Raw genomic sequence first — 21,676 nt, forward strand, 5'->3', positions numbered from 1 at the left:
GTCCCTCCACCCCGGCAAGTCTTCTCCATACTGCCCGTGTTGGGTCATTTCCAACATACAAGCGACTTCAGTCGCGACGGGTCGACCGCCGGGCACCGCCGTCGGGAATAACCCCCTCCCACAGGTTGGGGATGCCTGCACCGGAGAACCGGGATTTGTGTGGGAACGACTTCAGTCGCGAGGAACCGGCCACGGGGCCACCGCCGTCGGGGATCAATCCCCTCCCACGAGACCACCGATCAGGTCGGGCAGCATGGACAAGCCGTTGTGGGAGCGACTTCAGTCGCGAGGAACCCGCCACGGGGCCACCGCCGTCGGGGATCAATCCCCTCCCACAAGACCACCGATCAGGTCGGGCAGCATGGACAAGCCGTTGTGGGAGCGACTTCAGTCGCGAGGAAAAGCCATCAAAGCCACACTGCATCCCAGTGAGGATATTGCCCCACAGTCTCGACCAGACCAGCCCGCAAGGGATTGGCAATGATATAGCGGGCCACCGTCTTCAGGTCCTCCTCGCGACGAAGCAGCCGATCATGAAAGCCAGTCTCCCAGACAGGTCCCTGACGTTGCAGGTAGTGATTGATGCTCCGGGCAGAGCGCCCCTTGAATCGCCTGACCACCTGACTCAGAGAGCGCACATCGCCCAGGGTGAACAGCCAGTGCACGTGATCCGGCATGACGACGAAACTCTGCGAACACAGCCATGCTTCTTCATGCAGTTGCTGCATTTCACGAATGACCAATCGCGCTGCCCGCCAGTCCACCATCAGAAACGACCGCTGATGGGTGCAGGTGGTGACAAGGTAAGCATGCCCGGGCATGGAGCGGCGTCCTGAGCGCAATGCACGATATCCCGGTGCCGCATCCAACCATTTTCCTCCCCTGTTCAGCGCCACTCTGAGCCTCCGCCTGGATGTACAAGCTCATCAGGATGCTCATGGCCGGGACACCCATCCCGGCAACGCTCGTTTCGTGCCTGACTCATCGCGACTGAAGTCGCTCCCACAAGCATCTGCCTTCCCGATACCATTGGACTTCGCCTTGTGGGAAGGGATTACCGCCGTCAACACAGCCCCCGGTGGCCGATTCATCATGACGGGAGCCGCTCCCATCACTATTACCGCAGTCCCGCTGCTTCCGACAGCCCTGGCCTGGCGGCAAACTCGCCCTCCTCTCTCACGCCGGCTCGGCGCCCGGATTTTTCTGCAGCTGCTGGAGGCCGAGCCCGGCGAGGATCAGCACCAGCCCCACCAGGGTCGAGGCGAGAATCGGCTCGCCGACCACCCAGTGCAGCAGCAGCAGCGAGACCGGCGGCGAGAGGAAGATCAGATTGGCGACCCGGGCGGTGCGCGAGACCTGATGCACCGCCATCTGCCAGAGCACGAAGGCGAAGCCCATCTCGAACAGCCCCACGTAGACCCCGGCGCCGAGGCTCGCCCAGCCGTGCCAGGCGAAGCCCGGGCCGGCGGCGACGATCAGCGTCAGCACCGGCAGGCCGACGCTGAAGTTCTGCCACTGGGCGATGAGCGGCTCGCGGTGATCGCGGGCGTTGAGCAGCCAGTAGAGCGCCCACAGCAGGGTCGAGGCCAGCGCCAGCAGCACGCCGAGCGGGTCGGCGAAGGCGACGTCGAACACCCGGCCCCGAGTGGCGATGGTCCATACCCCGGCGTAGGCGACCAGCCCGGCCAGCACGTCGCGCGGGGTCAGCCGCTGGCCGAGGATCGGCACGGCGAGAAACGCCATGGCCAGCGCCCAGGTGTAGTTGAGCGCCATGGCCTCCTGACCGGGCAGGCGGTCGTAGGCGGCGAACAGCGTCAGGTAGTAGGCCACCGGGTTCATCAGCCCGGCCCACAGCGCGGTGCGCCAGCCGCCACGCAGCGCGCTCGTCAGCTGGCCGCGATGCGCCACCAGCGCGCCGATCAGCAGCCACGAGACCAGCGCGGCGATCCACATCAGCTCGACCGGGGTCATCGTCGTCAGGGCCAGCTTGAAGGCGGTGGCCACGGTCGACCACAGCCCCACCGCCCCCGTGCCGTAGAGTATCGCGCGCTGATCCCGGGTCATGGTCGCTCCCTGCTTGTCTGATCCTGCGGGTACATTAGGATGATGCCGGACAGCCTAACCGGCCCATGCCCGGCTGGCGACCGCGTTCCCCCTTCACCCCCCCGACCCGCAGGAGACGCCATGGTGACCGCTTCCGCTTCCCTCGATCCGCCCGCCAACGGCAGCGCCTTCGTCAGCGCCTATCGCCTCGACGCTCGGGGCGGCGGCACGGCGCTCGACGACGCGACCCTGCGGCGGGCCTGGCATGAGGACGAGGCGCCGCTGTGGCTGCACCTGGACTTCCGTCAGGCGGATGTCACCGACTATCTGCAGACGGTGGCCGAGCTCGACGAGGCGGTGATCGAGGCGCTGCTCGAGCCCGACACCCGGCCGCGGGTCGCCCGCTTCGGCGATGGCGTGGTCACCACCCTGCGCGGGCTGGGCCTGGAAGCCGGGGCGCGGCCGGAGGAGATGATCTCGCTGCGCGTGTGGGTCACGCCCCGGAGGCTGATCACCCTGCGACGCCTGCCGCTGCGCGCGGTCAGCGTGGTGCGCCAGCGCATCGATGCCGGCGAGGGGGCGCTGTCGATCCCCGATCTGCTGGCCTGGCTGGTCGAGACCCTGGTCGACCAGGTCGGCGACGTCACGCATCAGCTGGAGGACCGCATGGCCGAGCTGGAGGACGCCCAGCTCGGCGACACCGACATCGACGCCGACGACCTGACGCGCCTGCGCCGCCCGCTGATCACGCTGCGCCGCTTCATGGGGCCGCAGCGCGACTGCCTGGCCCAACTGGCTCAGGGGCCGACCTGGCTCGACGAGGACAGCCGGATCTCGATCCGCGAGAGCGCCAACCAGCTGTCACGCTACGTGGAGGATTTCAACGCCATGCAGGAGCGTGCGCTGATCCTGCAGGAGCAGCTGTGGAGCGAGCACAACGAGCGCCTCAACCAGCGCATGTACATGCTGGCGATCATCACCACGGTGTTCCTGCCGCTGAGCTTTCTCACCGGCCTGCTGGGGGTGAACGTCGGCGGCATCCCCGGCGCCGACAGCCCTCACGGCTTCGCCATCTTCCTGCTGATCACCCTGGGGCTGGGCGTGGCGGTGATGGTGCTGCTCAAGCGCAAGCGCTGGTGGTAGCCGTCCGGGGCCTGACTGGAAGCTAGCTGAACGGCCGCGGGAGCGACTTCAGTCGCGACGAATCGGCCACCGGGCACCGCTGTCGGGGATGAATCCCCTCCCACAAAGCACGAATGCCTCACCGAAAAGCCAGTGCTTGCGGGAGCGACTTCAGTCGCGATCAATCGACCACCGGGCACCGCCATCGGGGATGAATCCCCTCCCACAAAGCACGAATGCCTCATCGAAAAGCCAGTGCTTGTGGGAGCGACTTCAGTCGCGATCAATCGGCCACCGGGCACCGCCATGGGGATGAATCCCCTCCCACAAAGCACGAATGCCTCACCGAAAAGCCAGTGCTTGTGGGAGCGACTTCAGTCGCGATCAATCGGCCACCGGGCACCGCTGTCGGGGATGAATCCCCTCCCACAGGATGGCCAGGCGAGCCTAGCGATCGACATGCCCGAGGTCGCGCTCGGGATCGAGCCGGTCGCGGACCCGGCGCTTGAGTTCCTTGACGTCGGGGAACCCGCCGTCGCGCTTGCGCTCCCAGAGCGGTTCATCGTCGTAGAGCACCTCGAAGTGACCGCCGTGACTGGGCGCCAGCGCCACCTCCGCAAGGTCCTCGCCGAACGTGGAGAGCAGCTCCTGGGCGTACCAGGCGGCGCGCAGAAGCCAGTTGCATTGCGTGCAATAATGGATGCGAATATGGGCCATGAGGACCTCCCGGGGTTGAGCATGGCTCGATGATAACAAGCAGCAGCGCCCGGCGACGCCCCGGGCAGCGACATTCAGCAGACGAGGGAACGCGACATGGGTGATGCCAACGCCAGCCAGTCCCGGCTCTACGAGTGGCTGACCGGCGACGAGGACGCCCGGATGTGCCGGGATATCTCCGAGGCCGCCTGCAACGAGCAGCCGGGCAACTTCTTTCGTCATCTGCTGGCCTCGCTGGGCAACAAGCTGGCCGACGAGCTGTCGAGCGCCCGACTGGTGCTGCCGTGGCTGCTGGGGGCCATCGGCGCGCCGGTGTGGATGGTGGGGCTGCTGGTGCCGATCCGCGAGGCCGGGGCGCTGCTGCCGCAGGTGCTGATCGCCGGCGTCGCCCGCCGCCTGCCGCAGCGCAAGTGGATCTGGGTGATCGGCGGGCTGATCCAGGCGTTCAGCGCCGCCCTGCTGGCCGCGCTGGCGCTGCTCGGCCACGGCGGCCTCGGCGGCGCGCTGGTGCTGGCGGTGCTGGTGGCGCTGTCGCTGGCCCGCGGGCTGTCGTCGATCGCCACCAAGGACGTGCTGGGCAAGACCATCGCCAAGCAGCGCCGCGGCAACCTGATGGGCTGGAGCGGCAGTGTCGCCGGCGCCGTGACGCTGGCCGCCGGGGCGGTGCTGATGCTGTTCAACGACCGCCCCGGCCAGCTGGCGCTGGCGGTGCTGCTGGCCGTCGCCGCGCTGGGCTGGCTGGTCAATGCCGCCTGTGCGGCCGCGATCCGCGAGGAACCCGGCGCCGTCGAGGGCGGCGAGAGCGCCTGGCAGAGCCTCGGCGAGGGCATCGCCCGGCTGCGTCGCGACCGGGCCTTCCAGCGCTTCAACCTAGCCCGCGCCCTGCTGCTGTCGAGCGCCCTGGCGCTGCCCTACATCGCGCTGCTGGGCCAGCATCAGGGCGGAGCGCAGCTGGGCGGGCTGGGCGTGCTGATCCTGGTCTCGGGCATCGCCGGAATGATCGCCAGCCCCGTCTGGGGCAAGCGCGCCGATGCCTCCAGCCGCCGGGTGATGCGCGATGCCGGCCTCGCCGCCGCCGTCTGCTGTCTGGCCGCCGCGGCCGTGGCCTGGGCGCCGGGCGCCTGGAGCGCAACGATCTGGCCCTACGCCCTGCTCTACGGCGCGCTGGTGATCGCCCACGCCGGGGTGCGCCTGGGCCGCAAGACCTATGTCGTGGATCTGGCCGGGGCCGAGGACCGCGCGCTCTACGTGGCCCTGTCGAACACCCTCACCGGGGTGCTGATGCTGCTGGTCGGCGGCCTGATCGGGGCACTGGCGCAATGGATCGGCAGCGCGGCACTGCTGCTGGTGCTGGCGGGCTGCGCGCTGGCGGCGGCGTTCTGCGCCCACGGCCTGCCCGAGGTCGAGTCGTGACACGTCGCCGCGTTGCATTCCCGTCATCCACTGGTCAAGATGACGGCAAAAACGCCGTCGGGATCTCCCGCCACGGCCATCGTCAAGGACAGCCGCACCATGAAACGACCGCCGATGATCGACGCCAAGCTCCTGGAACGCATTGTCGATGCCTCCGAAGACGGCATCGTGGTCGCCGAGCAGGAGGGCGACGAGCACATCCTCATCTACGTCAACCAGGGCTTCGAGCGGCTGACGGGCTACAGCACCGACGAGATCCTCTACCGCGACTGCCGCTTCCTGCAGAATGACGACCGCGATCAGCCGGCGCTCGCGCGCATCCGCCAGGCCCTCGCCGAGAAGCAGCCGTGCCGCGAGGTGCTGCGCAACTACCGCAAGGACGGCAGCCTGTTCTACAACGAGCTGTCGATCACCCCGGTCTTCGACGAGCAGGACCAGCTGACCTATTTCATCGGCGTGCAGAAGGACGTCACGCCGCTGATCGAGGCCCTGGAGGAGCTCGAGACCCTCAAGGCCGAACGCAACGCCGGCTGAGCGCCTGCCGGGGCCTCGGCGGCCCCGGAAAAAACATCGACCTCCCCTCTTGTGCACGGCGCCGAGTGACGCTATATAGCGAGCAGAACAGTCCGGGCACGTTCGCCCGCCAGCCAGGGTCATGGGAGGTCATCATGAGCCGTGAGTCCTTCATCGAAGAAGCCGACTTCTTCGACGCCGTCAACGACGCGCATTTCTCCCGTTCACGCACCAGCCGCCACGATACGCTGCGCGCCCGTCGCCGGGTCGAGGCCCTGCTGGAAGAGCGCCGCCTGAAACGCGCCATCGAGGATGACTGGCTCAACGAGCTGGACGGCGAGGAAGAAGAGGAAGAGTGAGCCACGGATCGGCCGCGGCCGCCGCGGTCGATAACCCGGTCCACTGGCCTTTCGAGGTTGCCGCCACTATCATCGGTGGGCTTTACCTTCATCTCCAACCGACCGGATATCCATGGCGCAATACGTCTTCACCATGAACCGGGTGGGCAAGATCGTGCCCCCCAAGCGCGAGATCCTCAAGGATATCTCGCTGTCCTTCTTCCCCGGCGCGAAGATCGGCGTGCTCGGCCTCAACGGCGCGGGCAAGTCGACGCTGCTGCGGATCATGGCCGGGGTCGATACCGAGTACACCGGCGAAGCACGGCCCATGCCCGGCCTGAACATCGGCTACCTGCCCCAGGAGCCCGAGCTCGATGACAGCAAGACGGTGCGCGAGACCGTCGAGGAAGCCGTCAGCGAGATCAAGGACGCCCAGACGCAGCTGGATGCCGTCTACGCCGCCTACGCCGAGCCGGACGCCGACTTCGATGCGCTCGCCGCCGAGCAGGCGCGTCTGGAGAACCTGATCGAGGCCGCCGACGCCCACAACCTGGAGCGCAAGCTCGAGGTCGCCGCCGAGGCCCTGCGTCTGCCGCCCTGGGAGGCCAACGTCGGCGTGCTGTCCGGGGGTGAACGCCGCCGCGTGGCACTGTGCCGCCTGCTGCTCTCCAATCCGGACATGCTGCTGCTCGACGAGCCCACCAACCACCTGGACGCCGAATCGGTGGCCTGGCTCGAGCGCTTCCTGCACGACTACTCGGGCACGGTGGTGGCGATCACCCACGACCGCTACTTCCTCGACAATGTCGCCGGCTGGATTCTCGAACTCGACCGCGGCCACGGCATCCCCTTCGAGGGCAACTACTCCAACTGGCTGGAAGCCAAGGAGAAGCGCCTCGAGCAGGAAGCCAAGCAGGAAGCCTCGCGCCAGAAGGCGATCAAGCAGGAACTCGAATGGGTACGCAGCAACGCCAAGGGCCGCCAGGCCAAGAGCAAGGCGCGCCTCAACCGCTTCGAGGAGATGCAGTCCGGCGACTTCCAGAAGCGCAACGAGACCAACGAGATCTACATTCCGCCCGGCCCGCGTCTCGGCGACAAGGTCATCGAGCTGCACGGTGTCACCAAGCGCTACGGCGACAAGCTGCTGTTCGAGGACCTGTCGTTCCAGGTGCCCAAGGGCGCGATCGTCGGCATCATCGGCGGTAACGGCGCCGGCAAGTCGTCACTGTTCCGCCTGATCAACGGCACCGAGACGCCGGACGCCGGCGAGGTGGTGGTCGGCGACACCGTGCAGGTCGCCTACGTCGAGCAGATGCGCGACGCCCTCGACAACAAGCAGACCGTCTGGGAAGCGGTGTCCGACGGCCAGGACATCCTCAACATCAACGGCTACGAAGTGTCGTCGCGGGCCTACGTGGGCCGCTTCAACTTCAAGGGCAACGACCAGCAGAAGCGCCTGTCGGAGCTGTCCGGCGGCGAGCGGGGGCGCCTGCAGCTGGCCCAGACCCTCAAGCAGGGCGCCAACGTGCTGCTGCTCGACGAACCCTCCAACGATCTGGACATCGAGACGCTGCGCGCCCTGGAAGAAGCCCTGCTGGCCTTCCCCGGCTGCGCGCTGGTGATCTCCCACGACCGCTGGTTCCTCGACCGCATCGCCACCCACATCCTCGCCTACGAGGGCGACTCCGAGGTGGTGTTCTTCGAGGGCAACTACAGCGACTACGAGGCCGACCATCGCAAGCGCGTGGGCAACGACACGCCGCACCGCATGAAGTACAAGCGCATCGACGCCTGACGGCATCGCGGCATCGATCGCTTGACACAGACGGCCCGCGGGGACAACCCCGCGGGCCTTCTTTCGTGGAGAGCTTGCGTGAAGAGCCCGCCCCGCCCTATCGCCGGCTGCGGATGAGCGACACGATGAACAGGATCAGGAACACCACGAACAGGATCTTGGCGATGGTCGCGGCGACGCCCGCGACGCCGCCGAAGCCCAGCACGGCGGCGATGATGGCAATGACGAGAAAGATGATGGCGTAGTTGAGCATGCGTGTCGTCCTTGTATCGGCAGGGTTTCCCTGTGATCGATTCGGCCGGTCCGGGCCGATGGCCCGCCCTCGGCCATCGATCACGCGACTTGAGAATCGTCGGGAAATGCCCAAGCGTCAAGGACGGACGGCGCCGCTCGCCGTCAGTAGAAGCCCGGCTCGCCGCGCGGGCGCGTCTTGAAGCGCCGGTGCAGCCACAGGTACTGCTCGGGGTGGCGACGGATCGCCGCCTCGATCACCGCGTTGATGCGCGCGGCATCGGCGACCTCGTCGCCGCTGGGGAAGCCGTCCAGCGCCGGCAGGTACTCCAGGGTGTAGGTGCGGTCGTCCGGGTTGCGGTGGAAGATCAGCGGCATCACCGGGGCGCCGGTCATCCGCGCGATCTTGGCGGTGAGCTTGATGGTCGCCGCCTCGATGCCGAAGAACGGGGCGAAGACGCTGGCCTCGCGCCCGAAGTCCTGATCCGGCGAGTACCACACCGCATGACCGGCCTTGATGCGCCGCACCACGCCGCGCAGGTCGTGGCGATCGATGGCCCGGCCGAAGATGTGCGAACGCGCCCGGGTCATGAAGCGCTCGAACAGCGGATTGTCGTGGGGCCGATAGACCACGTCGGCGGGAAAATACAGCGAGTGCAGCGCCCCGCCGAGGTCCAGCGTCGAGAAGTGGATGCCGATGATCAGCGCGCCCTTGCCGCGGGCCAGCGCCTGGTGCATGTGCTCCTCGCCGCGGAAGGTCACGCGGTGGCGCAGGTGCTCGGGGTCGCGACACCAGCCGGTGGCGGTCTCGAGGATGCCGATGCCGTTGGCGAGGAAGGTGCGCTTGACCAGCCGCGCGCGCGCGTCATCGCTCAGCTCGGGAAAGCACAGCCGCAGGTTGGTCTCGGTGATGTGGCGGCGCCGCCCGGCGAACCGCCAGGCCAGCCAGCCGATCAGCCGCCCCGCGGCCAGCTTGAGCCGCCACGGCAGCCAGGCGCCCAGGCGCATCAGGCCGATGGACAGCCAGGTGGGCCAGTAGCGGGGATGGGCGAAGGACGGCGAGGAGGACGAATCGGCCATGGAAACGATAACTTCCTGCTGAGAAAAGTGCCTAGTTTACCCAGCGGCACCGGATTCGTCAGCGCGCCGGCCGGGAGGCGAGCCGGTTCGTGCTGAGCCACGTTCCTGTGGAAGCGACGTCAGTCGCGATGAACCAAGTACTTGTGGGAGCGACTTCAGTCGCGAGGAACCCGCCACGGGGCCACCGCTGTCGGGGATGAATCCCCTCCCACAAGACCACCGAACAGACCGGGCAGCATGGACAAGCCGTTGCGGGAGCGACGTCAGTCGCGACACGACACTCGCTCCATGTCAGGAGGACTGGTAATACCGCGGCACCCGCGGCAGGATGCCGGTCATCAGCGTGTAGCTGATGGTGTCGCAGTAGCGGGCCACTTCGTCCACCGAGAGCACGGCGCCGCTGTCGTCACGCCCCCACAGCACCACCCGGCTGCCGATACCGGCGTCCGGCAGGTCGGTGAGATCCACCGTGGCCATGTCCATCGAGACCTTGCCCGCCAGGGCGCAGCGCTGGCCGTCGACCAGCACCGGCGTGCCATCCACGGCATGGCGGTCGTAGCCGTCACCATAGCCGACGGCGATCACGCCGATCCGTGAACGCCGCGGCGCCCGCCAGCGGCCGCCGTACCCTACCGGCTCGCCGGCGTCGATCTCGCGCACGGCGATGATCTCTGAGCGCAGCGTCATCACCGGGTGCAGGTCGCGGGCGGCGTCGTTGTCGCCTTCCAGCGGGTTGCTGCCATAGAGCATCACGCCGGGGCGGTTCCAGGCGCCGTGGGCCCGCGGCCAGGCCAGGGTCGCCGGGGAATTGGCCAGGCACAGTGGCGCGCCGAGCTGACCGGCCAGCGCCTCGACCTGGGCCATCTGCTGCTGGAAGTAGCCGGGATCCAGGGCATCGGCGGTGGCGAAGTGGGTCATCAGGTGCAGGTCGGTGACCCGCTCGGGCGCCGAGCGCAGGCGTTGCCAGGCCGCCGCGGCCTGTGCCGGCGGGAAGCCCAGGCGGTGCATGCCGGTGTCCACCTTGAGCCAGGCGGGAATCGGCCGGCGCGGGCGATGGGCCAGCAGCGCGTCGAGCTGCCAGTCGCTGTGCACGGCGACCCACAGGTCCAGCGCCTCGACCCGCTCGAGCTCGTCGGCGGAGAAGATGCCCTCGAGCAGCACGATCGGCTGCCGGATGCCGGCGGCCCGCAGCGTCTGTGCCTCCTCGAGGCAGGCCACGGCGAAGGCCGGAGCCAGCCCCTCGAGCGCCCGTGCGCAGGCGACGGCGCCATGGCCGTAGGCGTCGGCCTTGAGCACCGCCAGCGCCCGGCTGCCGGGCGCGAGCTCCTGAGCCAGGCGGTAGTTGTGACGCAGGGCGGCGAGATCGATGTCGGCGTGCAGCGGCCGGGCCATGGCGGGACTCCTGACAGGGCAAAAGACCTCATTATTTAGCAGCCGCCCGGGGATTTCACCCCTGATAACACCCAAAGAAGAGGCCCCGGACAGATGATTCATCTGCCCAGGGCCTGCCGGCGTACGGGATCACTCGGCCGGCGGGGTCGGCGGCGCGCCGATATCCATGACGGCGGCGTCCCCGTCGCCCGCGTCGGCGGGCAGGTCGAGACGCACGTTCTCGGTCTCGCTCAGCCAGTCGTTCACGGTGCGCAGCGCCTCGGTATCCAGGGTGCCCGACTCGCGGCGCAGCCTTAGCATGTCGGTGACGTAGGCATAGCGCGACTGGGCGTAGCTGGCCAGGGCGTCGTAGAGGTTCTGCTCGGCCTGCAGCACGTCGACGATGTTGCGCGTGCCCACCTGGTAGCCGGACCGGGTCGCCTCGAGCGCGCTGCGGTTGGAGACCACCGCCTGGCGGCGCGCTTCCACCGTCTGCACGTCGTTGACCACCTGGGTGTAGAACGAGCGCACCTGCTGGGTGGTCTGGCGGCGCTGCGCCTCGAAGTCGTACTGCGAGGCCTCGAGCTTGTAGGTGTTGCTCTTCACCTGGGCGCTGGTGCTGCCGCCGTGGAAGATCGGCACGCTGGCCTGCAGGCCGATCTCGGCCCCGGAGTTGTGCCCCGAGAGATAGTCGATGTCGTTGTTCGAGTAGTTGTAATCGGCGTAGGCGTCGAGCGTGGGCAGATGGCCGGCACGCGCGATATCGACGTTGTCGCGGGCGATGTCGATCCCCTTGCGGGTCGCCAGCAGCGTGGGATTGTTTTCCATGGCCATCGACACCCAGGCATCGCGGGTCGCGGGCCTGGGCGTCTCGATGGGAATATCGCCGGCCAGCCCCTCGATCGAGTCGTAACGCTTGCCGGTCAGGCGTTCGAGGGCCTCGAAGCTGACCTGCAGGTCGTTGGCGGCGGCGATGCGCTGTGCCCGGGCCAGATCGTAGGAAGCCTGGGCCTCGTGCACGTCAGTGATCGCGATCAGCCCCACCTGGAACTGCTCCTTGGCCTGCTCGAGCTGGCGACGAATGGCCTTCTCCTGGGCCACGCGGGCGGCAAGGATGTCGCGCGCCTGGAGGATCGCGAAATAGGCATCGGACACGTCGAAGAGCACCTGCTGGCGCGTCTGCTCCAGGGTCAGCGACTGCTGGTCGACCTGCTTCTCGCTGCGCTTGAGCTCATACCAGTTGGTGGCGTCGAACAGCGCCTGGGTCGCCTGAACGCTGACGCTGGCCGAGTTGTAGTTGTCGTCGCTGGGTGTGGCAGTGGGCTGGGGCTGGCTGCTGGTCTGCCGATCGAAGGTGCGGTTGTTGGCGACGCGGGCCTGGGCGTCGATCTGCGGCAGCAGGTCGCCGCGCTGCACGTCGCGGCTGGCTTCGGTGCTCTGGTAGGTGGAGCGGGACGAGGCCAGCGTGGCGTTGTTGTCGAGGGCGTCGCGGGCGATCGACCAGAGATCGGCGGCCTGGGCGGGCGAGGCGAGTGCCGCCGCCACCAGCAGCGGCAGCAGGCGCCAGCGAGCGCCGGGCACGCGCGAGCGACGCGTGAAGAGAGCTTGTCGGGACGGCATCAGTATTATTTCCTTTCACTAGAAGCAAGCCGAAACGGCATTATACATACAATGCCGCATGTTAGATTGCGAATCAAATGCGTGAAACGCCCGCTGCAACGACGAACGCGGGCCGGGGCCCGCGTTCGTCGTCATCGTTGCCTTGTCGCCGCCGGGGTCACTCGAAGATGGCGTCCAGGGAGAGCCCCTGCTTCTCGAGCACGCGGCGCAGCTTCTTCAGCGCCTCGACCTGGATCTGACGGACCCGCTCGCGGGTCAGGCCGATCTCCTCGCCGACTTCCTCGAGGGTGGCCGCCTCGTGGCCACGCAGGCCGAAGCGGCGCACCACGACCTCCATCTGCTTGTCGGTCAGCTCGGCCAGCCAGTCCTCGACGTGCTCCTTGACGTCGACATCCACCAGCGAGGACTCCGGGCCGCTCTCGTTCTCGTCGGCCAGGGTCTCGATCAGCGGCTTGTCGCTTTCGGTGCCCAGCGGGTAATCCACCGACGAGATGCGCTCGTTGAGACCCAGCATCTTCTTGACCGTGGCCACCGGCTTGTCGAGAAACTCGGCGATCTCCTCGGCGGTGGCCTCGTGATCGAGCTTCTGGGTCAGCTCACGGGCGGCGCGCAGGTAGATGTTGAGCTCCTTGACCACGTGGATCGGCAGGCGAATCGTGCGGGTCTGGTTCATCAGCGCCCGCTCGATGGTCTGGCGGATCCACCAGGTGGCATAGGTGGAGAAGCGGAAGCCGCGTTCCGGATCGAACTTCTCGACGGCGCGGATCAGGCCCAGGTTGCCCTCCTCGATGAGGTCGAGCAGCGACAGTCCGCGATTGAGGTAGCGGCGGGCGATCTTGACCACCAGGCGCAGGTTGGATTCGATCATGCGCTGCCGGCCGGCCGGGTCCCCCTTCTGTGCCAGGCGGCCGAAATGCACCTCCTCCTCCGGGGTCAGCAGCGGCGAAAAACCGATCTCGTTGAGATAGATCTGGGTGGCATCCAGACTCTGGTGGTAGTGGTTGTCCTCGCGGCTCAGCGCCTTCTCGAACGCTGCCTCTTCCTTGGCATCCGCGTCATCGTCAATGACCTGCACCTCGTCATCCGTATCGTTGAGATCGACATCCTGAAGGTCCCGTTCAAGCATGCTCATGTCGCTACCCCGTTAGTCTGCTGCTCGGCTGTGCAGCCGTGATTCGGCTCGGTGTTGTTATTGTCGACCTGTCTCTGGGGCGACCGGATGTGCGGTCGTCCGTCCCTGTAACAGGAAGCCGCCAAGGCGGCTTCTTTCCACTCCCCTCGCCGCGGCGCCTCAGCGCGCCGGCAGGTAGTCGAGGGGATCCCGAGGCTGGCCATCCTTGCGGACCTCGAAATGCAGCTTGACGCCATCGGCATCGGAGTTGCCCATCGTGGCGATCACCTCACCCGCCTTGACGACATCGTTTTCCTTCACCCTCAGGCTGTCGTTGTGCGCGTAGGCACTCAGGAAATGGTCGTTGTGCTTGAGGAGGATGAGGTTGCCGTAGCCGCGTACGCCACTGCCTGCATAGACGACGATACCCGGGCCGGCAGCCTTGACAGGTTGCCCCTTTTGCCCGGCGATATCAATGCCGGCGGTGATGTTAGAGTTGTCAGAAAAACGTCCAACGATCTTGCCCTCGGTCGGCCACTGCCAGGGGATGTTCGCCACCGGCTGATAGCTGCGCTGCGCCGGTTTCGGCGCCTCGGCACCGCCCGCGACCGCCGTGCCGGCATCGGCCTGCTTGCCACTGTCAGCCTGCGTCGTATTGGCGGATGCCACCTTGGCGTCCTGGCCAGTATCGCCGCCGCCCGATGACACGGCGGTGTCGGTTTTCTTGCGCGTGGACGACGACGCGGATGCGGTGGCGACCTTCGGCGTGTCCGCGCTCGCCGTGTCGCGGGACGCCGAGGCGGTCGTTGATGCCTTGTCGGCCGTCCCGGACGGTTCGCTCTTGCTTGAGCCCGCGTTTTCATAGACCGGGCCCGGGGCTTGCATCGTGCCGGAACGGGTACCGACGCCGGCGGCCGTGGCCAGCGCCCCGCGCGCCGGCGAGCCGTCATCCTGCGAACCGGCCGCCGCCGTACCGGAAGCCTCGCCCCCGGTGCCGGCCAGCAGCCAGTCGGGATTCTGCGGCGATGCCGCGCCGCCCGCGCTGCCCGCCCCATCGCCGGTACGGGCCACCGCCGGCGCGGCACTACCACCGCTCGGCGCACCGGCGTCGGCGGACTCGCTCAACCGCAGGGTCTGGCCGGGCTGGATGCGATAAGGCGGCGTGATGCCGTTGAGGCGCGCCAGCTCGCGGAAATCCATGTTATTGCGCCAGGCGATGCCGTAGAGGGTGTCGCCCGCCTCCACGGTGACGGTCTGCCGGGGTGCCTGTTCCCGGCTGGTCGACAGATCGCTGACCTGGGGCGGGGCCTCGGGGGCCGCACAACCTGCCACCGTCAGCGACAGCATCGAGATCACAACGGCCTTGCGCATGGGCTCATGACTCCTTGAAAGATGACGTGGAACGTTCCCCCACCGCCAGCACCAGCACCAGGCCGACGGCCATCAGTGCCAGGGCCGCGGCCAGCTGCGCCGGCTCGCCGGTCAGGGCGCTGTAGTCGCCGGGCAGCAGGTAGCGGTAATCCAGCGGGATCACCTGCTGGTCCGGCCCCAGCTGGTAGCTGACCATCTCGCGCCAGGGCCACAGCAGCGGCAGCGAGCCGAGGATGAAGCCCACCAGCAGCTGCAGCGTCGCCGTGTGGTAGTGGCGGAACAGCCAGGACAGCAGCCGCGACATGGTCAGCAGGCCGACCAGGCAGCCGGCGCCGAACTGGAGGATCAGGCCGGCATCCATTCCCTTGATGCCGGTCATCACCGTGCCGTAAAGCCCCATGGTCAGCAACAGGAAACTGCCCGAGACGCCGGGCAGCAGCATGGCGCTGATGGCGATCGCCCCGCCGACCATCAGTCGCAGGCTGCCCAGGCCGGACAGCGCCGGCATCAGGCTGGGCAGCCATTGCGCCAGCAGCATGCCCACCGCCAGCGGCAGCACGTGCCACAGCCGCCAGCCATCCACATGGCGCATCACCACCACGGCCGAGGCGGCGACCAGGCCGAAGAAGAAGGCGTTGAGCAGCAGCGGGTGCGCCGCCAGCAGGTAGGTGACCAGGTGCGCGACGCTGATCAGGCTGGCGGCGATCCCGGCGAGCAGCGGCAGCAGGAAGGCCAGGTTGAGGTGCGCCACCAGCCCGCGCGCACCGCCGCGGCGCCAGGCCGTCCAGGCGGTGGGGCCGAACCGGCGGATGGAGTGGATCAGCTCCTCGTAGATCCCGGTAATGAAGGCGATGGTCCCGCCGGAGACGCCCGGCACGGCGTCCGCCGCCCCCATGCCCGCGCCCTTGAAGAACAGCTTAAGCGCTCGTTTCAACGCCCGACTCCTCTGGATCAATGTCAAAAAGTGGCCGCCCCGTGAACGCTCCGTCACACCGGGATACCCGCACCGGCATCACTGGATGATGCCCTCCAGCAGCGGCACGAAGCGAACCTGTTCGAGGCGCTGCTGCGCATAGCCGTCACCGCGCCGCACGATGCGGGTCAACCACTGGACGCCGTCGGCATCCGCCAGCGGCGCGACCAGGGTCCCGCCATCGCTCAACTGCGACAACAATGCGCCGGGAAGTTCACTCGCGCAGGCGGTCAGCAGGATGGTGTCGAAGGGGGCGGCTTCGGGCCAGCCGTGGGCGCCGTCGGTCAGCCGCAGGCGCACGTTGTGCGCACCGAGCCTGGCCAGGCGCATCCGCGCCCGGGTCTGCAGGCTGCGGATGCGCTCCAGCGACCACACCGTCTCGACCAGCCGCGACAGGATCAGGGTCTGGTAGCCGGAACCGGTGCCCACCTCCAGCACGCGCCGCGCGCCGCCGGCCAGCACCAGCTCGCTCATGCGCGCCACCATCCAGGGCTGAGATAGCGTCTGACCGAAACCGATGGGCAGCGACGTATCCTCGTAGGCGCGATGCGCCAGCGCCTCGTCGATGAACAGGTGGCGCGGCTCGCCGGCCAGCGCCGCGAGCACCCGGGCGTCCTTGATGCCGGCCTCGGCCAGGCGCCCCACCATGCGATCGCGGGTGCGCTGCGAGGTCATGCCGATGCCGCTGAGCTCACGCGAGTCGTGACAGCGCATCGAGCCAGCCCTGTACGTCATGCAGCGCCCCGTGGCGGGTCAGGTCGGTCTGCAGCGGCGTGATCGAGACATAGCCCGCCTCCACCGCGGCGAAGTCGGTATCCGGCCCGTCGTCGGCATTCTCGCCCACCGCCGCGATCCAGTAGCGAGTGCGTCCGCGCGGGTCGGTGACCGCCAGCGGGCGCTGCGCCGGGCCGCGATAGCCCAGCCGGGTGACGCGAAAGCCGCGCACGGCCTCCCACGGGCAGTCGGGAACGTTGACGTTGAGCAGGCTGCGCGGCGGCAGCGACAGCGAGTCCGCCGCGCCCACCAGACTCGCCGCGACCCGCCCGGCGGTGTCGAAGTGACGCGAGCCCGCCAGCGACACGGCGATCGCCGGCATGCCCAGGTTGCGGCCTTCCATGGCGGCGGCCACGGTGCCCGAATAGAGCACGTCGTCGCCCAGGTTGCTGCCGTGGTTGATCCCCGAGATCACCAGGTCGGGCCGCTCGTCCCAGACGCCGTTGACCCCCAGGTAGACGCAGTCCGCCGGCGTGCCGTCGACGCTGTAGAAGCCGTTGTCCAGCGCGGTCAGCGCCAGCGGCCGGGTCAGGGTCAGCGAGTTGCTGGCTCCGCTCTTGTCGCGGTCCGGCGCCACCACGCGTACCCGGGCGTGGTTCACCAGCGCCTCGTGGAGCGCCTTGAGCCCCGGGGCGTGAACGCCATCGTCGTTGGAAAGCAGCAGTTTTCGCATCGATCGGTCTCCTCGGGCCGCAGGCTACAGGGTGGGATGACACAGCAGCTCGCGCAGCACGGCGGTGGCGAAGGCCCCGCGCGGCAGGGTGAAGGCAAGCATCGCCGTCTCGCCGTGGTGATGCAGCTCGGCCGCCGCCGGACGCACCCGCAGGGCGCGACGCGCGGTGCGCACGCCGCTCGCCGCCAGCGCCGCGCACAGGCCCGCATGGGCCTCGCCGAGGCACTGCTCGAGCGCGGCGGCCGTCTCGCGCGCCGTGCTTTCCCCCACGCCCCACAGCGGCCCGGCCGGATGCACGTCCCCCGTCGCGACGCGCGAGGCCAGCTCGGCGTCCGGCGTGTCGGCCACGAACAGGCTCTGGGTGCCGTCGAGCATCAGCACCTCGCCCGGCAGCGCCCGGTCCCAGTCGCCGCGGCGCACCCGCTCGGCCAGCAGCTCGTTGAACAGGTAGCTGCGCGCCGCCGAGAGCATCATGCCCTGGCGGTCGTCGCGCTTGCGCCACCCCCGGGCGAGTATGCCACAGGCGCGCTGCAGGTTACGGCCTTCGGGGCCGAAACGCTGGGGGCCGAAGTAGTTGGGCACCCCCGCCTCGCGGATGCGTTCCCAGCGCGACGCGAAGGCGGGATGAACGACCGCCGACCCACCGAGGCGCAGGCGAAAGCGGTTGCCGCGATGCACGCCGCGCTTGAGCTTGCGCGGATGGCGGGCCTGCTCGAGCAGCGTCACCTGCGCCGCGGCCAGCCGCTCGGCCAGGTCCGTCGGGGCCTCGCGCCCCGGCAGATGCACCGACAGCCACTGCCGGGTCACCGCGAAGCGATCCTTCATGCCCGCGTAGCCGACGTCCCGCGGCGTCACCTCGCAGGCCCGAGCCACCCGGCGCGCCAGCTCGGGCGTGCCCAGGTCGCGCTTTTCCAGCCACAGCCAGAGATGCTCGCCCTCGCCTTCCGGAGCGAAGCCCAGCCACTCCTCGACCACGAAGTCCTCGGGCACGAGGCGGTACTCGCCGGCGACCGGCGGGTCGCCATGGGCCCGCGGCCAATCGGGGGGCCAGGCCGGAACGGGAATCGTGTGCCTTGTACTCACCCGGCCGCCTCCGTCGTCGTCAGCAGCACCACCGCCTCGGCGGCGATGCCCTCGCCGCGGCCGGTGAAGCCCAGCCGCTCGGTGGTGGTCGCCTTGACGTTGACCGCGTCGCGCGCCACGCCCAGGTCGCCGGCGATGGTCTCGCGCATGGCGGGAAGGTGGGCGGCGAGCCGCGGCGCCTGGGCGATCACCGTGGCGTCGATATTGGCGACGGCGTAGCCCGCCTCGGCGACCCGCGCCATCACGTCGCGCAGCAATGCCCGGCTGTCGGCACCGGCCCAGCGGGGGTCGGTATCGGGAAAGTGCCGGCCGATGTCGCCCAGCGCGCACGCGCCCAGCAGGGCATCGCACAGGGCGTGCAGCAGCACGTCGCCGTCGGAGTGGGCGATGACGCCGTGATCATGGGCGATACGCACGCCGCCGATCATCACCTGGTCGCCCTCGCCGAAGCGGTGAACGTCGAAACCGTGGCCGATTCGCATCATGCGGGAGTCTCTCCGGAACAGGCAGGGGCCTCCTGGGCGGCGAGAATCTGCGCCGCCAGGGCAAGGTCTTCGGGATGGGTGATCTTGAGGTTGTCGCGGCGCCCGGCGACCAGGCGCGGTGCCAGGCCCAGCGCCTCGACCGCCGAGGCCTCGTCGGTGACCGCCACGCCGGTGGCCCGGGCATGGTGCAGAGCCCGGCACAGCAGGCCGTAGCGGAAGCCCTGGGGCGTCAGGGCGTGCCACAGCCCATCGCGGGGCTCGGTGGCGACGATGCGCCCGGCGGCGTCGGCGCGCTTCATGGTGTCGGCCACCGGTGCGGCCAGCAGCGCGCCGACCGGCTCGTCGGCCAGCGCCTCGCGCAGGCCCGCCAGATCCGCCGGATGCACGCAGGGCCGTGCCACATCGTGCACCAGCACCAGATCGTCGTTCGCGGCCTCCTCGGCCAGCGCGTCCAGCGCATTGACCACGCTGTCGGCGCGCTCGGCGCCGCCCTCGACCCGCCGCCAGTCGGCGAAGGGCACCATCGTCGGCGAGAACCAGGCGTCCTCGGCATCCAGGCACAGGCACAGCCGCGCCTCGGGGAAGGCACGATGCAGGCGCTCCAGGGTCCGCGCCATGACGCTGGCGCCGGCCAGCGTCAGGTACTGCTTGGGCCGGGCGGCCCCCATGCGGCGACCGCGCCCGGCCGCCGGCACGATCAGCCATACCCGCTCGCTCATGGTCCCGCCTCCGTGTCCGTCCCGGGCCGGCTCGGTGCCGGCTCGCCGTCGGGCACCGACACCTCGGGTACCCAGAAGAACTGTTCATCCTTGCGGATCATGCCGATATCGCTGCGCGCCCGCTCCTCGATGGCGTCCAGGCCGTTCTTGAGGTCGATCACCTCGGCCGCCAGACGCTGGTTGCGCTCGCGCAGGGTCGCGTTTTCGTCGTCCAGGGTATCGGCACGCGCGCGGATGTGGGTGAGTTCGCGCACGCCCCCCTCCCCCAGCCACAGGCGGTACTGCAACAGGCCGAGCAGCGCGAGCAGCACCACGGCGAGCCACTTGAGCATCGAGGCCATCCCTTCCAGTCGAGGCAATCCGGCGCATTATGCCATCATGACCGATGACTTGCCGACGACCGGCGGTCACGATGTCACCCGACAGTCAGGAGCCCTGCATGTACAAGCTTGCCTTCTTCGTCCCCGTCGAGGACGCCGAACCGGTCAAGGAAGCGGTGTTCGCCACCGGCGCGGGCCGCATCGGCGACTACGAGGCGTGCTGCTTCCAGACCCGCGGCAGCGGACAGTTCCGCCCGCTCGCCGGCGCCGACCCGCACATCGGCCGGGTCGGCGAGCTCGAGCACGTCGAGGAGCTGAAGGTGGAACTGGTGTGCGAGGACGGCCGCATCCGCGACGCCGTGGCCGCCCTGAAGACGGCGCATCCCTACGAGGAACCGGCCTACGAGGTGTGGCGGCTGGAAGATCTATAGTCGGAAGTAAGCATTAACGCTGATCATGCTATTTAGAGGGTGTTTACAAAACAGTCGAACGACGGCAAGACAAGGCGAAATTGTCCGAGAAAGCGGACTGGGCTCGCACGCGAGTTTACGAACAGTAAATGAGCATTTCGAGGTCAATTTCAACGCAGTATTGCCGAGTGCAGACGTTTTGTAGACTCCCTATCAGGCACTGCCGAAGTAACGCTCTCTATCCTCCGGACTGATATCGCTCATGTGCAATGGATACGCACCGTGCCGGCGGTCGCTGAAATAGTGGCGCAGGGTGCGTTCGATGGTCGGGAAGGCCAGCTCGTCCCAGGGGATCTCGTCCTCGCCGAACAGCGCCACCTCGAGGCTCTCCGACCCGGCCGCGAAGCCGCCTTCCAGGTCGGCCAGGAAGATCATGAAGACCTGATTGATGTGCGGCAGATTGATCAGGGTGTAGAGGCCGTGAATCGCCACCTCGGCACAGGCTTCCTCGCGCGTCTCGCGGGCGGCGGCCTCGAGCGTGGTCTCGGCGTTTTCCATGAAGCCGGCGGGCAGGGTCCAGTAGCCGCGCCGCGGGGCGATGGCGCGGCGGCAGAGCAGGATGCGGCCGTCGTGAACCGGCAGCGTCCCGGCGACGATGCGCGGATTCTGGTAGTGGATGCTGCCGCAGGCATCGCACAGGTAACGGGGTCGATCATCGCCCTCGGGGATGGCGAAGCGCACGGGTTCGCCGCAGTGGCTGCAGAAGTTCATGAGGTCCTCTTGCGGCAGGCGAGCATTGACGGCCCGGAGGTAGCTGGGTACAAGGAACAAAATCCGCGGAACGTCCATGTTAGAGAAACTCCACGAGCGCCTGCAAGCGCACACGCCCCGTCGACTCAATCCGGCCCTGCCCCAGGCGGCCGTGCTGATCCCGCTGGTCACGCGATCGGTGCCGACCCTGCTGTTCACGCGCCGTGCCGGCCACCTGCACCAGCATGCCGGCCAGGTCGCCTTCCCGGGCGGCAAGCGCGAGCCCGGCGATCCCGACCTGCTGACCACCGCCCTGCGCGAGGCCGAGGAGGAGATCGCCCTGCCCCCCGCGCGGGTACGCTTGCTCGGCCGGCTGAGCGACGTGCTGTCGCTGCACGGGCTGAGCGTCACGCCCTTCGTCGGGCTCATCCCCCCGGACCTGCCGCTGCGCCCGCAGCTCGACGAGCTCGACACCATCTTCGAGGTGCCCCTGCCGCTGTTTCTCGAGGACCGCCGCAGTCACACCGATGTCATCACCGTCAACGGCCACTCCTGCTATGTGCCCAGCTACGCCGCCGAGGGGCATGTGATCTGGGGGCTGTCGGCGATGATGCTGGTGGAACTGCTCGCCGAGGGCTTCGGCTGCCCGGTCAGCCTCGACGCGCCGCCGCCCGGCAGCCGCCTGCACCACCACCCGGAACGGCGTCGCTCGGTTCCCGACCTCGATGACTGAGCCCGGCTGCGTTTCGCGCCGCCCCCCTCAC

General features: G+C 68.5%; 24 protein-coding genes. 7 read left to right on the plus strand and 17 right to left on the minus strand.

What is annotated here, in order from left to right:
- Positions 1-407: 407 nt before the first annotated feature.
- Both G7A98_RS08085 and G7A98_RS08090 read right to left on the minus strand, forming a co-directional pair.
- Positions 408-896, minus strand: a complete 489-nt coding sequence (locus G7A98_RS08085) for a transposase (RefSeq protein WP_224419963.1) — start codon at positions 894-896, stop codon at positions 408-410.
- A gap of 280 nt (positions 897-1,176) precedes the next feature.
- Complete coding sequence (locus G7A98_RS08090) at positions 1,177-2,064, minus strand: DMT family transporter (RefSeq protein ID WP_163649157.1); 888 nt, start codon at positions 2,062-2,064, stop codon at positions 1,177-1,179.
- A 120-nt stretch (positions 2,065-2,184) separates the two neighbouring features.
- Here G7A98_RS08090 and G7A98_RS08095 point away from each other — a divergent pair, with 120 nt between their 5' ends.
- On the plus strand, positions 2,185-3,186 hold the full coding sequence (locus tag G7A98_RS08095; protein WP_163649158.1) for a zinc transporter ZntB: 1,002 nt from the start codon (positions 2,185-2,187) through the stop codon (positions 3,184-3,186).
- Between the two features lie 426 nt (positions 3,187-3,612).
- Here the strand turns inward: G7A98_RS08095 and G7A98_RS08100 are convergent, their stop codons facing one another.
- Positions 3,613-3,882, minus strand: coding sequence for a SelT/SelW/SelH family protein (locus G7A98_RS08100; protein ID WP_163649159.1), 270 nt, complete (start codon positions 3,880-3,882; stop codon positions 3,613-3,615).
- Between the two features lie 96 nt (positions 3,883-3,978).
- On the opposite strand from G7A98_RS08100, the gene G7A98_RS08105 reads away from it, so the two are divergent.
- The 4 genes from G7A98_RS08105 (at position 3,979) to ettA (ending at position 7,941) form a co-directional block, all read left to right on the plus strand.
- Complete coding sequence (locus tag G7A98_RS08105; protein WP_163649160.1) at positions 3,979-5,295, plus strand: MFS transporter; 1,317 nt, start codon at positions 3,979-3,981, stop codon at positions 5,293-5,295.
- Positions 5,296-5,394: 99 nt separating this feature from the next.
- The gene (locus tag G7A98_RS08110; protein WP_163649161.1) at positions 5,395-5,829 is read left to right on the plus strand and encodes a PAS domain-containing protein; all 435 of its coding nucleotides are present in this window, start codon (positions 5,395-5,397) and stop codon (positions 5,827-5,829) included.
- A gap of 134 nt (positions 5,830-5,963) precedes the next feature.
- Positions 5,964-6,167 carry a hypothetical protein gene (locus tag G7A98_RS08115; RefSeq protein ID WP_163649162.1) on the plus strand — a complete coding sequence of 68 codons (204 nt, stop codon included), beginning with the start codon at positions 5,964-5,966 and terminating at the stop codon, positions 6,165-6,167.
- Positions 6,168-6,279: 112 nt separating this feature from the next.
- A complete protein-coding gene (gene ettA, locus G7A98_RS08120) occupies positions 6,280-7,941 on the plus strand; it encodes an energy-dependent translational throttle protein EttA (protein ID WP_163649163.1) in 1,662 nt (553 codons plus the stop codon).
- A gap of 97 nt (positions 7,942-8,038) precedes the next feature.
- Here the strand turns inward: ettA and G7A98_RS08125 are convergent, their stop codons facing one another.
- From G7A98_RS08125 to ftsB, 13 genes are all read right to left on the minus strand, one after another.
- Positions 8,039-8,194: a DUF1328 domain-containing protein gene (locus G7A98_RS08125; RefSeq protein WP_163649164.1), complete on the minus strand. Its 156-nt coding sequence runs from the start codon at positions 8,192-8,194 to the stop codon at positions 8,039-8,041.
- Positions 8,195-8,337: 143 nt separating this feature from the next.
- Positions 8,338-9,252 (minus strand): LpxL/LpxP family Kdo(2)-lipid IV(A) lauroyl/palmitoleoyl acyltransferase, encoded by a 915-nt coding sequence (lpxL, locus tag G7A98_RS08130; RefSeq protein ID WP_163649165.1) that lies wholly within the window; start codon positions 9,250-9,252, stop codon positions 8,338-8,340.
- A gap of 291 nt (positions 9,253-9,543) precedes the next feature.
- Complete coding sequence (gene alr / locus G7A98_RS08135; RefSeq protein WP_163649166.1) at positions 9,544-10,644, minus strand: alanine racemase; 1,101 nt, start codon at positions 10,642-10,644, stop codon at positions 9,544-9,546.
- 129 nt (positions 10,645-10,773) lie between these two features.
- Positions 10,774-12,243, minus strand: a complete 1,470-nt coding sequence (locus G7A98_RS08140; RefSeq protein WP_163649167.1) for a TolC family outer membrane protein — start codon at positions 12,241-12,243, stop codon at positions 10,774-10,776.
- A gap of 157 nt (positions 12,244-12,400) precedes the next feature.
- Positions 12,401-13,375, minus strand: a complete 975-nt coding sequence (rpoS, locus tag G7A98_RS08145) for an RNA polymerase sigma factor RpoS (protein ID WP_163649168.1) — start codon at positions 13,373-13,375, stop codon at positions 12,401-12,403.
- Positions 13,376-13,534: 159 nt separating this feature from the next.
- Positions 13,535-14,725, minus strand: a complete 1,191-nt coding sequence (locus tag G7A98_RS08150; RefSeq protein WP_163649169.1) for a peptidoglycan DD-metalloendopeptidase family protein — start codon at positions 14,723-14,725, stop codon at positions 13,535-13,537.
- Between the two features lie 4 nt (positions 14,726-14,729).
- Positions 14,730-15,659, minus strand: coding sequence for a DUF368 domain-containing protein (locus tag G7A98_RS08155; protein ID WP_163649170.1), 930 nt, complete (start codon positions 15,657-15,659; stop codon positions 14,730-14,732).
- A gap of 78 nt (positions 15,660-15,737) precedes the next feature.
- The gene (locus G7A98_RS08160) at positions 15,738-16,433 is read right to left on the minus strand and encodes a protein-L-isoaspartate(D-aspartate) O-methyltransferase (RefSeq protein WP_240464707.1); all 696 of its coding nucleotides are present in this window, start codon (positions 16,431-16,433) and stop codon (positions 15,738-15,740) included.
- The gene (surE, locus tag G7A98_RS08165) at positions 16,390-17,145 is read right to left on the minus strand and encodes a 5'/3'-nucleotidase SurE (RefSeq protein WP_163649171.1); all 756 of its coding nucleotides are present in this window, start codon (positions 17,143-17,145) and stop codon (positions 16,390-16,392) included. The genes G7A98_RS08160 and surE overlap by 44 nt, the downstream gene beginning before the upstream one ends.
- A 24-nt stretch (positions 17,146-17,169) precedes the next feature.
- Positions 17,170-18,228, minus strand: coding sequence for a tRNA pseudouridine(13) synthase TruD (locus G7A98_RS08170; protein ID WP_240464708.1), 1,059 nt, complete (start codon positions 18,226-18,228; stop codon positions 17,170-17,172).
- On the minus strand, positions 18,225-18,710 hold the full coding sequence (ispF, locus tag G7A98_RS08175) for a 2-C-methyl-D-erythritol 2,4-cyclodiphosphate synthase (protein ID WP_276207491.1): 486 nt from the start codon (positions 18,708-18,710) through the stop codon (positions 18,225-18,227). The genes G7A98_RS08170 and ispF overlap by 4 nt, the downstream gene beginning before the upstream one ends.
- Entirely contained in the window at positions 18,710-19,432 is a 723-nt protein-coding gene (gene ispD / locus G7A98_RS08180; RefSeq protein ID WP_163649173.1) for a 2-C-methyl-D-erythritol 4-phosphate cytidylyltransferase, read from the minus strand. Before ispD ends, ispF begins: the two co-directional genes overlap by 1 nt.
- Entirely contained in the window at positions 19,429-19,764 is a 336-nt protein-coding gene (ftsB, locus tag G7A98_RS08185; RefSeq protein WP_163649174.1) for a cell division protein FtsB, read from the minus strand. Before ftsB ends, ispD begins: the two co-directional genes overlap by 4 nt.
- Before the next feature lie 107 nt (positions 19,765-19,871).
- Here ftsB and G7A98_RS08190 point away from each other — a divergent pair, with 107 nt between their 5' ends.
- Positions 19,872-20,183: an NGG1p interacting factor NIF3 gene (locus G7A98_RS08190; RefSeq protein ID WP_163649175.1), complete on the plus strand. Its 312-nt coding sequence runs from the start codon at positions 19,872-19,874 to the stop codon at positions 20,181-20,183.
- Positions 20,184-20,375: 192 nt separating this feature from the next.
- Here G7A98_RS08190 and G7A98_RS08195 read toward each other — a convergent pair whose 3' ends face one another.
- Positions 20,376-20,933, minus strand: coding sequence for an NUDIX hydrolase (locus tag G7A98_RS08195; protein ID WP_163649176.1), 558 nt, complete (start codon positions 20,931-20,933; stop codon positions 20,376-20,378).
- Between the two features lie 76 nt (positions 20,934-21,009).
- Between G7A98_RS08195 and G7A98_RS08200 the strand changes: the two genes are divergently transcribed.
- Positions 21,010-21,645 carry a CoA pyrophosphatase gene (locus G7A98_RS08200; RefSeq protein ID WP_163649177.1) on the plus strand — a complete coding sequence of 212 codons (636 nt, stop codon included), beginning with the start codon at positions 21,010-21,012 and terminating at the stop codon, positions 21,643-21,645.
- The last annotated feature ends 31 nt before the right edge of the window (positions 21,646-21,676 follow it).

The organism is Modicisalibacter sp. 'Wilcox' (genome assembly GCF_010993675.1).
Classification (GTDB): Bacteria; Pseudomonadota; Gammaproteobacteria; order Pseudomonadales; family Halomonadaceae; genus Modicisalibacter; species Modicisalibacter tunisiensis.

What these genes read in the sequence shown, in the direction of transcription:
- ispD (WP_163649173.1), bottom strand. Translation starts at nt 19,432, where the DNA reads ATGAGCGAGCGGGTATGGCTGATCGTGCCGGCGGCCGGGCGCGGTCGC.
- G7A98_RS08200 (WP_163649177.1), top strand. Translation starts at nt 21,010, where the DNA reads ATGTTAGAGAAACTCCACGAGCGCCTGCAAGCGCACACGCCCCGTCGA.
- G7A98_RS08160 (WP_240464707.1), bottom strand. Translation starts at nt 16,433, where the DNA reads ATGACGTACAGGGCTGGCTCGATGCGCTGTCACGACTCGCGTGAGCTC.
- ispF (WP_276207491.1), bottom strand. Translation starts at nt 18,710, where the DNA reads ATGCGAATCGGCCACGGTTTCGACGTTCACCGCTTCGGCGAGGGCGAC.
- G7A98_RS08195 (WP_163649176.1), bottom strand. Translation starts at nt 20,933, where the DNA reads ATGAACTTCTGCAGCCACTGCGGCGAACCCGTGCGCTTCGCCATCCCC.
- G7A98_RS08110 (WP_163649161.1), top strand. Translation starts at nt 5,395, where the DNA reads ATGAAACGACCGCCGATGATCGACGCCAAGCTCCTGGAACGCATTGTC.
- ettA (WP_163649163.1), top strand. Translation starts at nt 6,280, where the DNA reads ATGGCGCAATACGTCTTCACCATGAACCGGGTGGGCAAGATCGTGCCC.
- ftsB (WP_163649174.1), bottom strand. Translation starts at nt 19,764, where the DNA reads ATGCTCAAGTGGCTCGCCGTGGTGCTGCTCGCGCTGCTCGGCCTGTTG.
- surE (WP_163649171.1), bottom strand. Translation starts at nt 17,145, where the DNA reads ATGCGAAAACTGCTGCTTTCCAACGACGATGGCGTTCACGCCCCGGGG.
- G7A98_RS08125 (WP_163649164.1), bottom strand. Translation starts at nt 8,194, where the DNA reads ATGCTCAACTACGCCATCATCTTTCTCGTCATTGCCATCATCGCCGCC.
- G7A98_RS08095 (WP_163649158.1), top strand. Translation starts at nt 2,185, where the DNA reads ATGGTGACCGCTTCCGCTTCCCTCGATCCGCCCGCCAACGGCAGCGCC.
- G7A98_RS08150 (WP_163649169.1), bottom strand. Translation starts at nt 14,725, where the DNA reads ATGCGCAAGGCCGTTGTGATCTCGATGCTGTCGCTGACGGTGGCAGGT.
- lpxL (WP_163649165.1), bottom strand. Translation starts at nt 9,252, where the DNA reads ATGGCCGATTCGTCCTCCTCGCCGTCCTTCGCCCATCCCCGCTACTGG.
- G7A98_RS08115 (WP_163649162.1), top strand. Translation starts at nt 5,964, where the DNA reads ATGAGCCGTGAGTCCTTCATCGAAGAAGCCGACTTCTTCGACGCCGTC.
- G7A98_RS08100 (WP_163649159.1), bottom strand. Translation starts at nt 3,882, where the DNA reads ATGGCCCATATTCGCATCCATTATTGCACGCAATGCAACTGGCTTCTG.
- G7A98_RS08105 (WP_163649160.1), top strand. Translation starts at nt 3,979, where the DNA reads ATGGGTGATGCCAACGCCAGCCAGTCCCGGCTCTACGAGTGGCTGACC.
- alr (WP_163649166.1), bottom strand. Translation starts at nt 10,644, where the DNA reads ATGGCCCGGCCGCTGCACGCCGACATCGATCTCGCCGCCCTGCGTCAC.
- G7A98_RS08190 (WP_163649175.1), top strand. Translation starts at nt 19,872, where the DNA reads ATGTACAAGCTTGCCTTCTTCGTCCCCGTCGAGGACGCCGAACCGGTC.
- rpoS (WP_163649168.1), bottom strand. Translation starts at nt 13,375, where the DNA reads ATGAGCATGCTTGAACGGGACCTTCAGGATGTCGATCTCAACGATACG.
- G7A98_RS08090 (WP_163649157.1), bottom strand. Translation starts at nt 2,064, where the DNA reads ATGACCCGGGATCAGCGCGCGATACTCTACGGCACGGGGGCGGTGGGG.
- G7A98_RS08140 (WP_163649167.1), bottom strand. Translation starts at nt 12,243, where the DNA reads ATGCCGTCCCGACAAGCTCTCTTCACGCGTCGCTCGCGCGTGCCCGGC.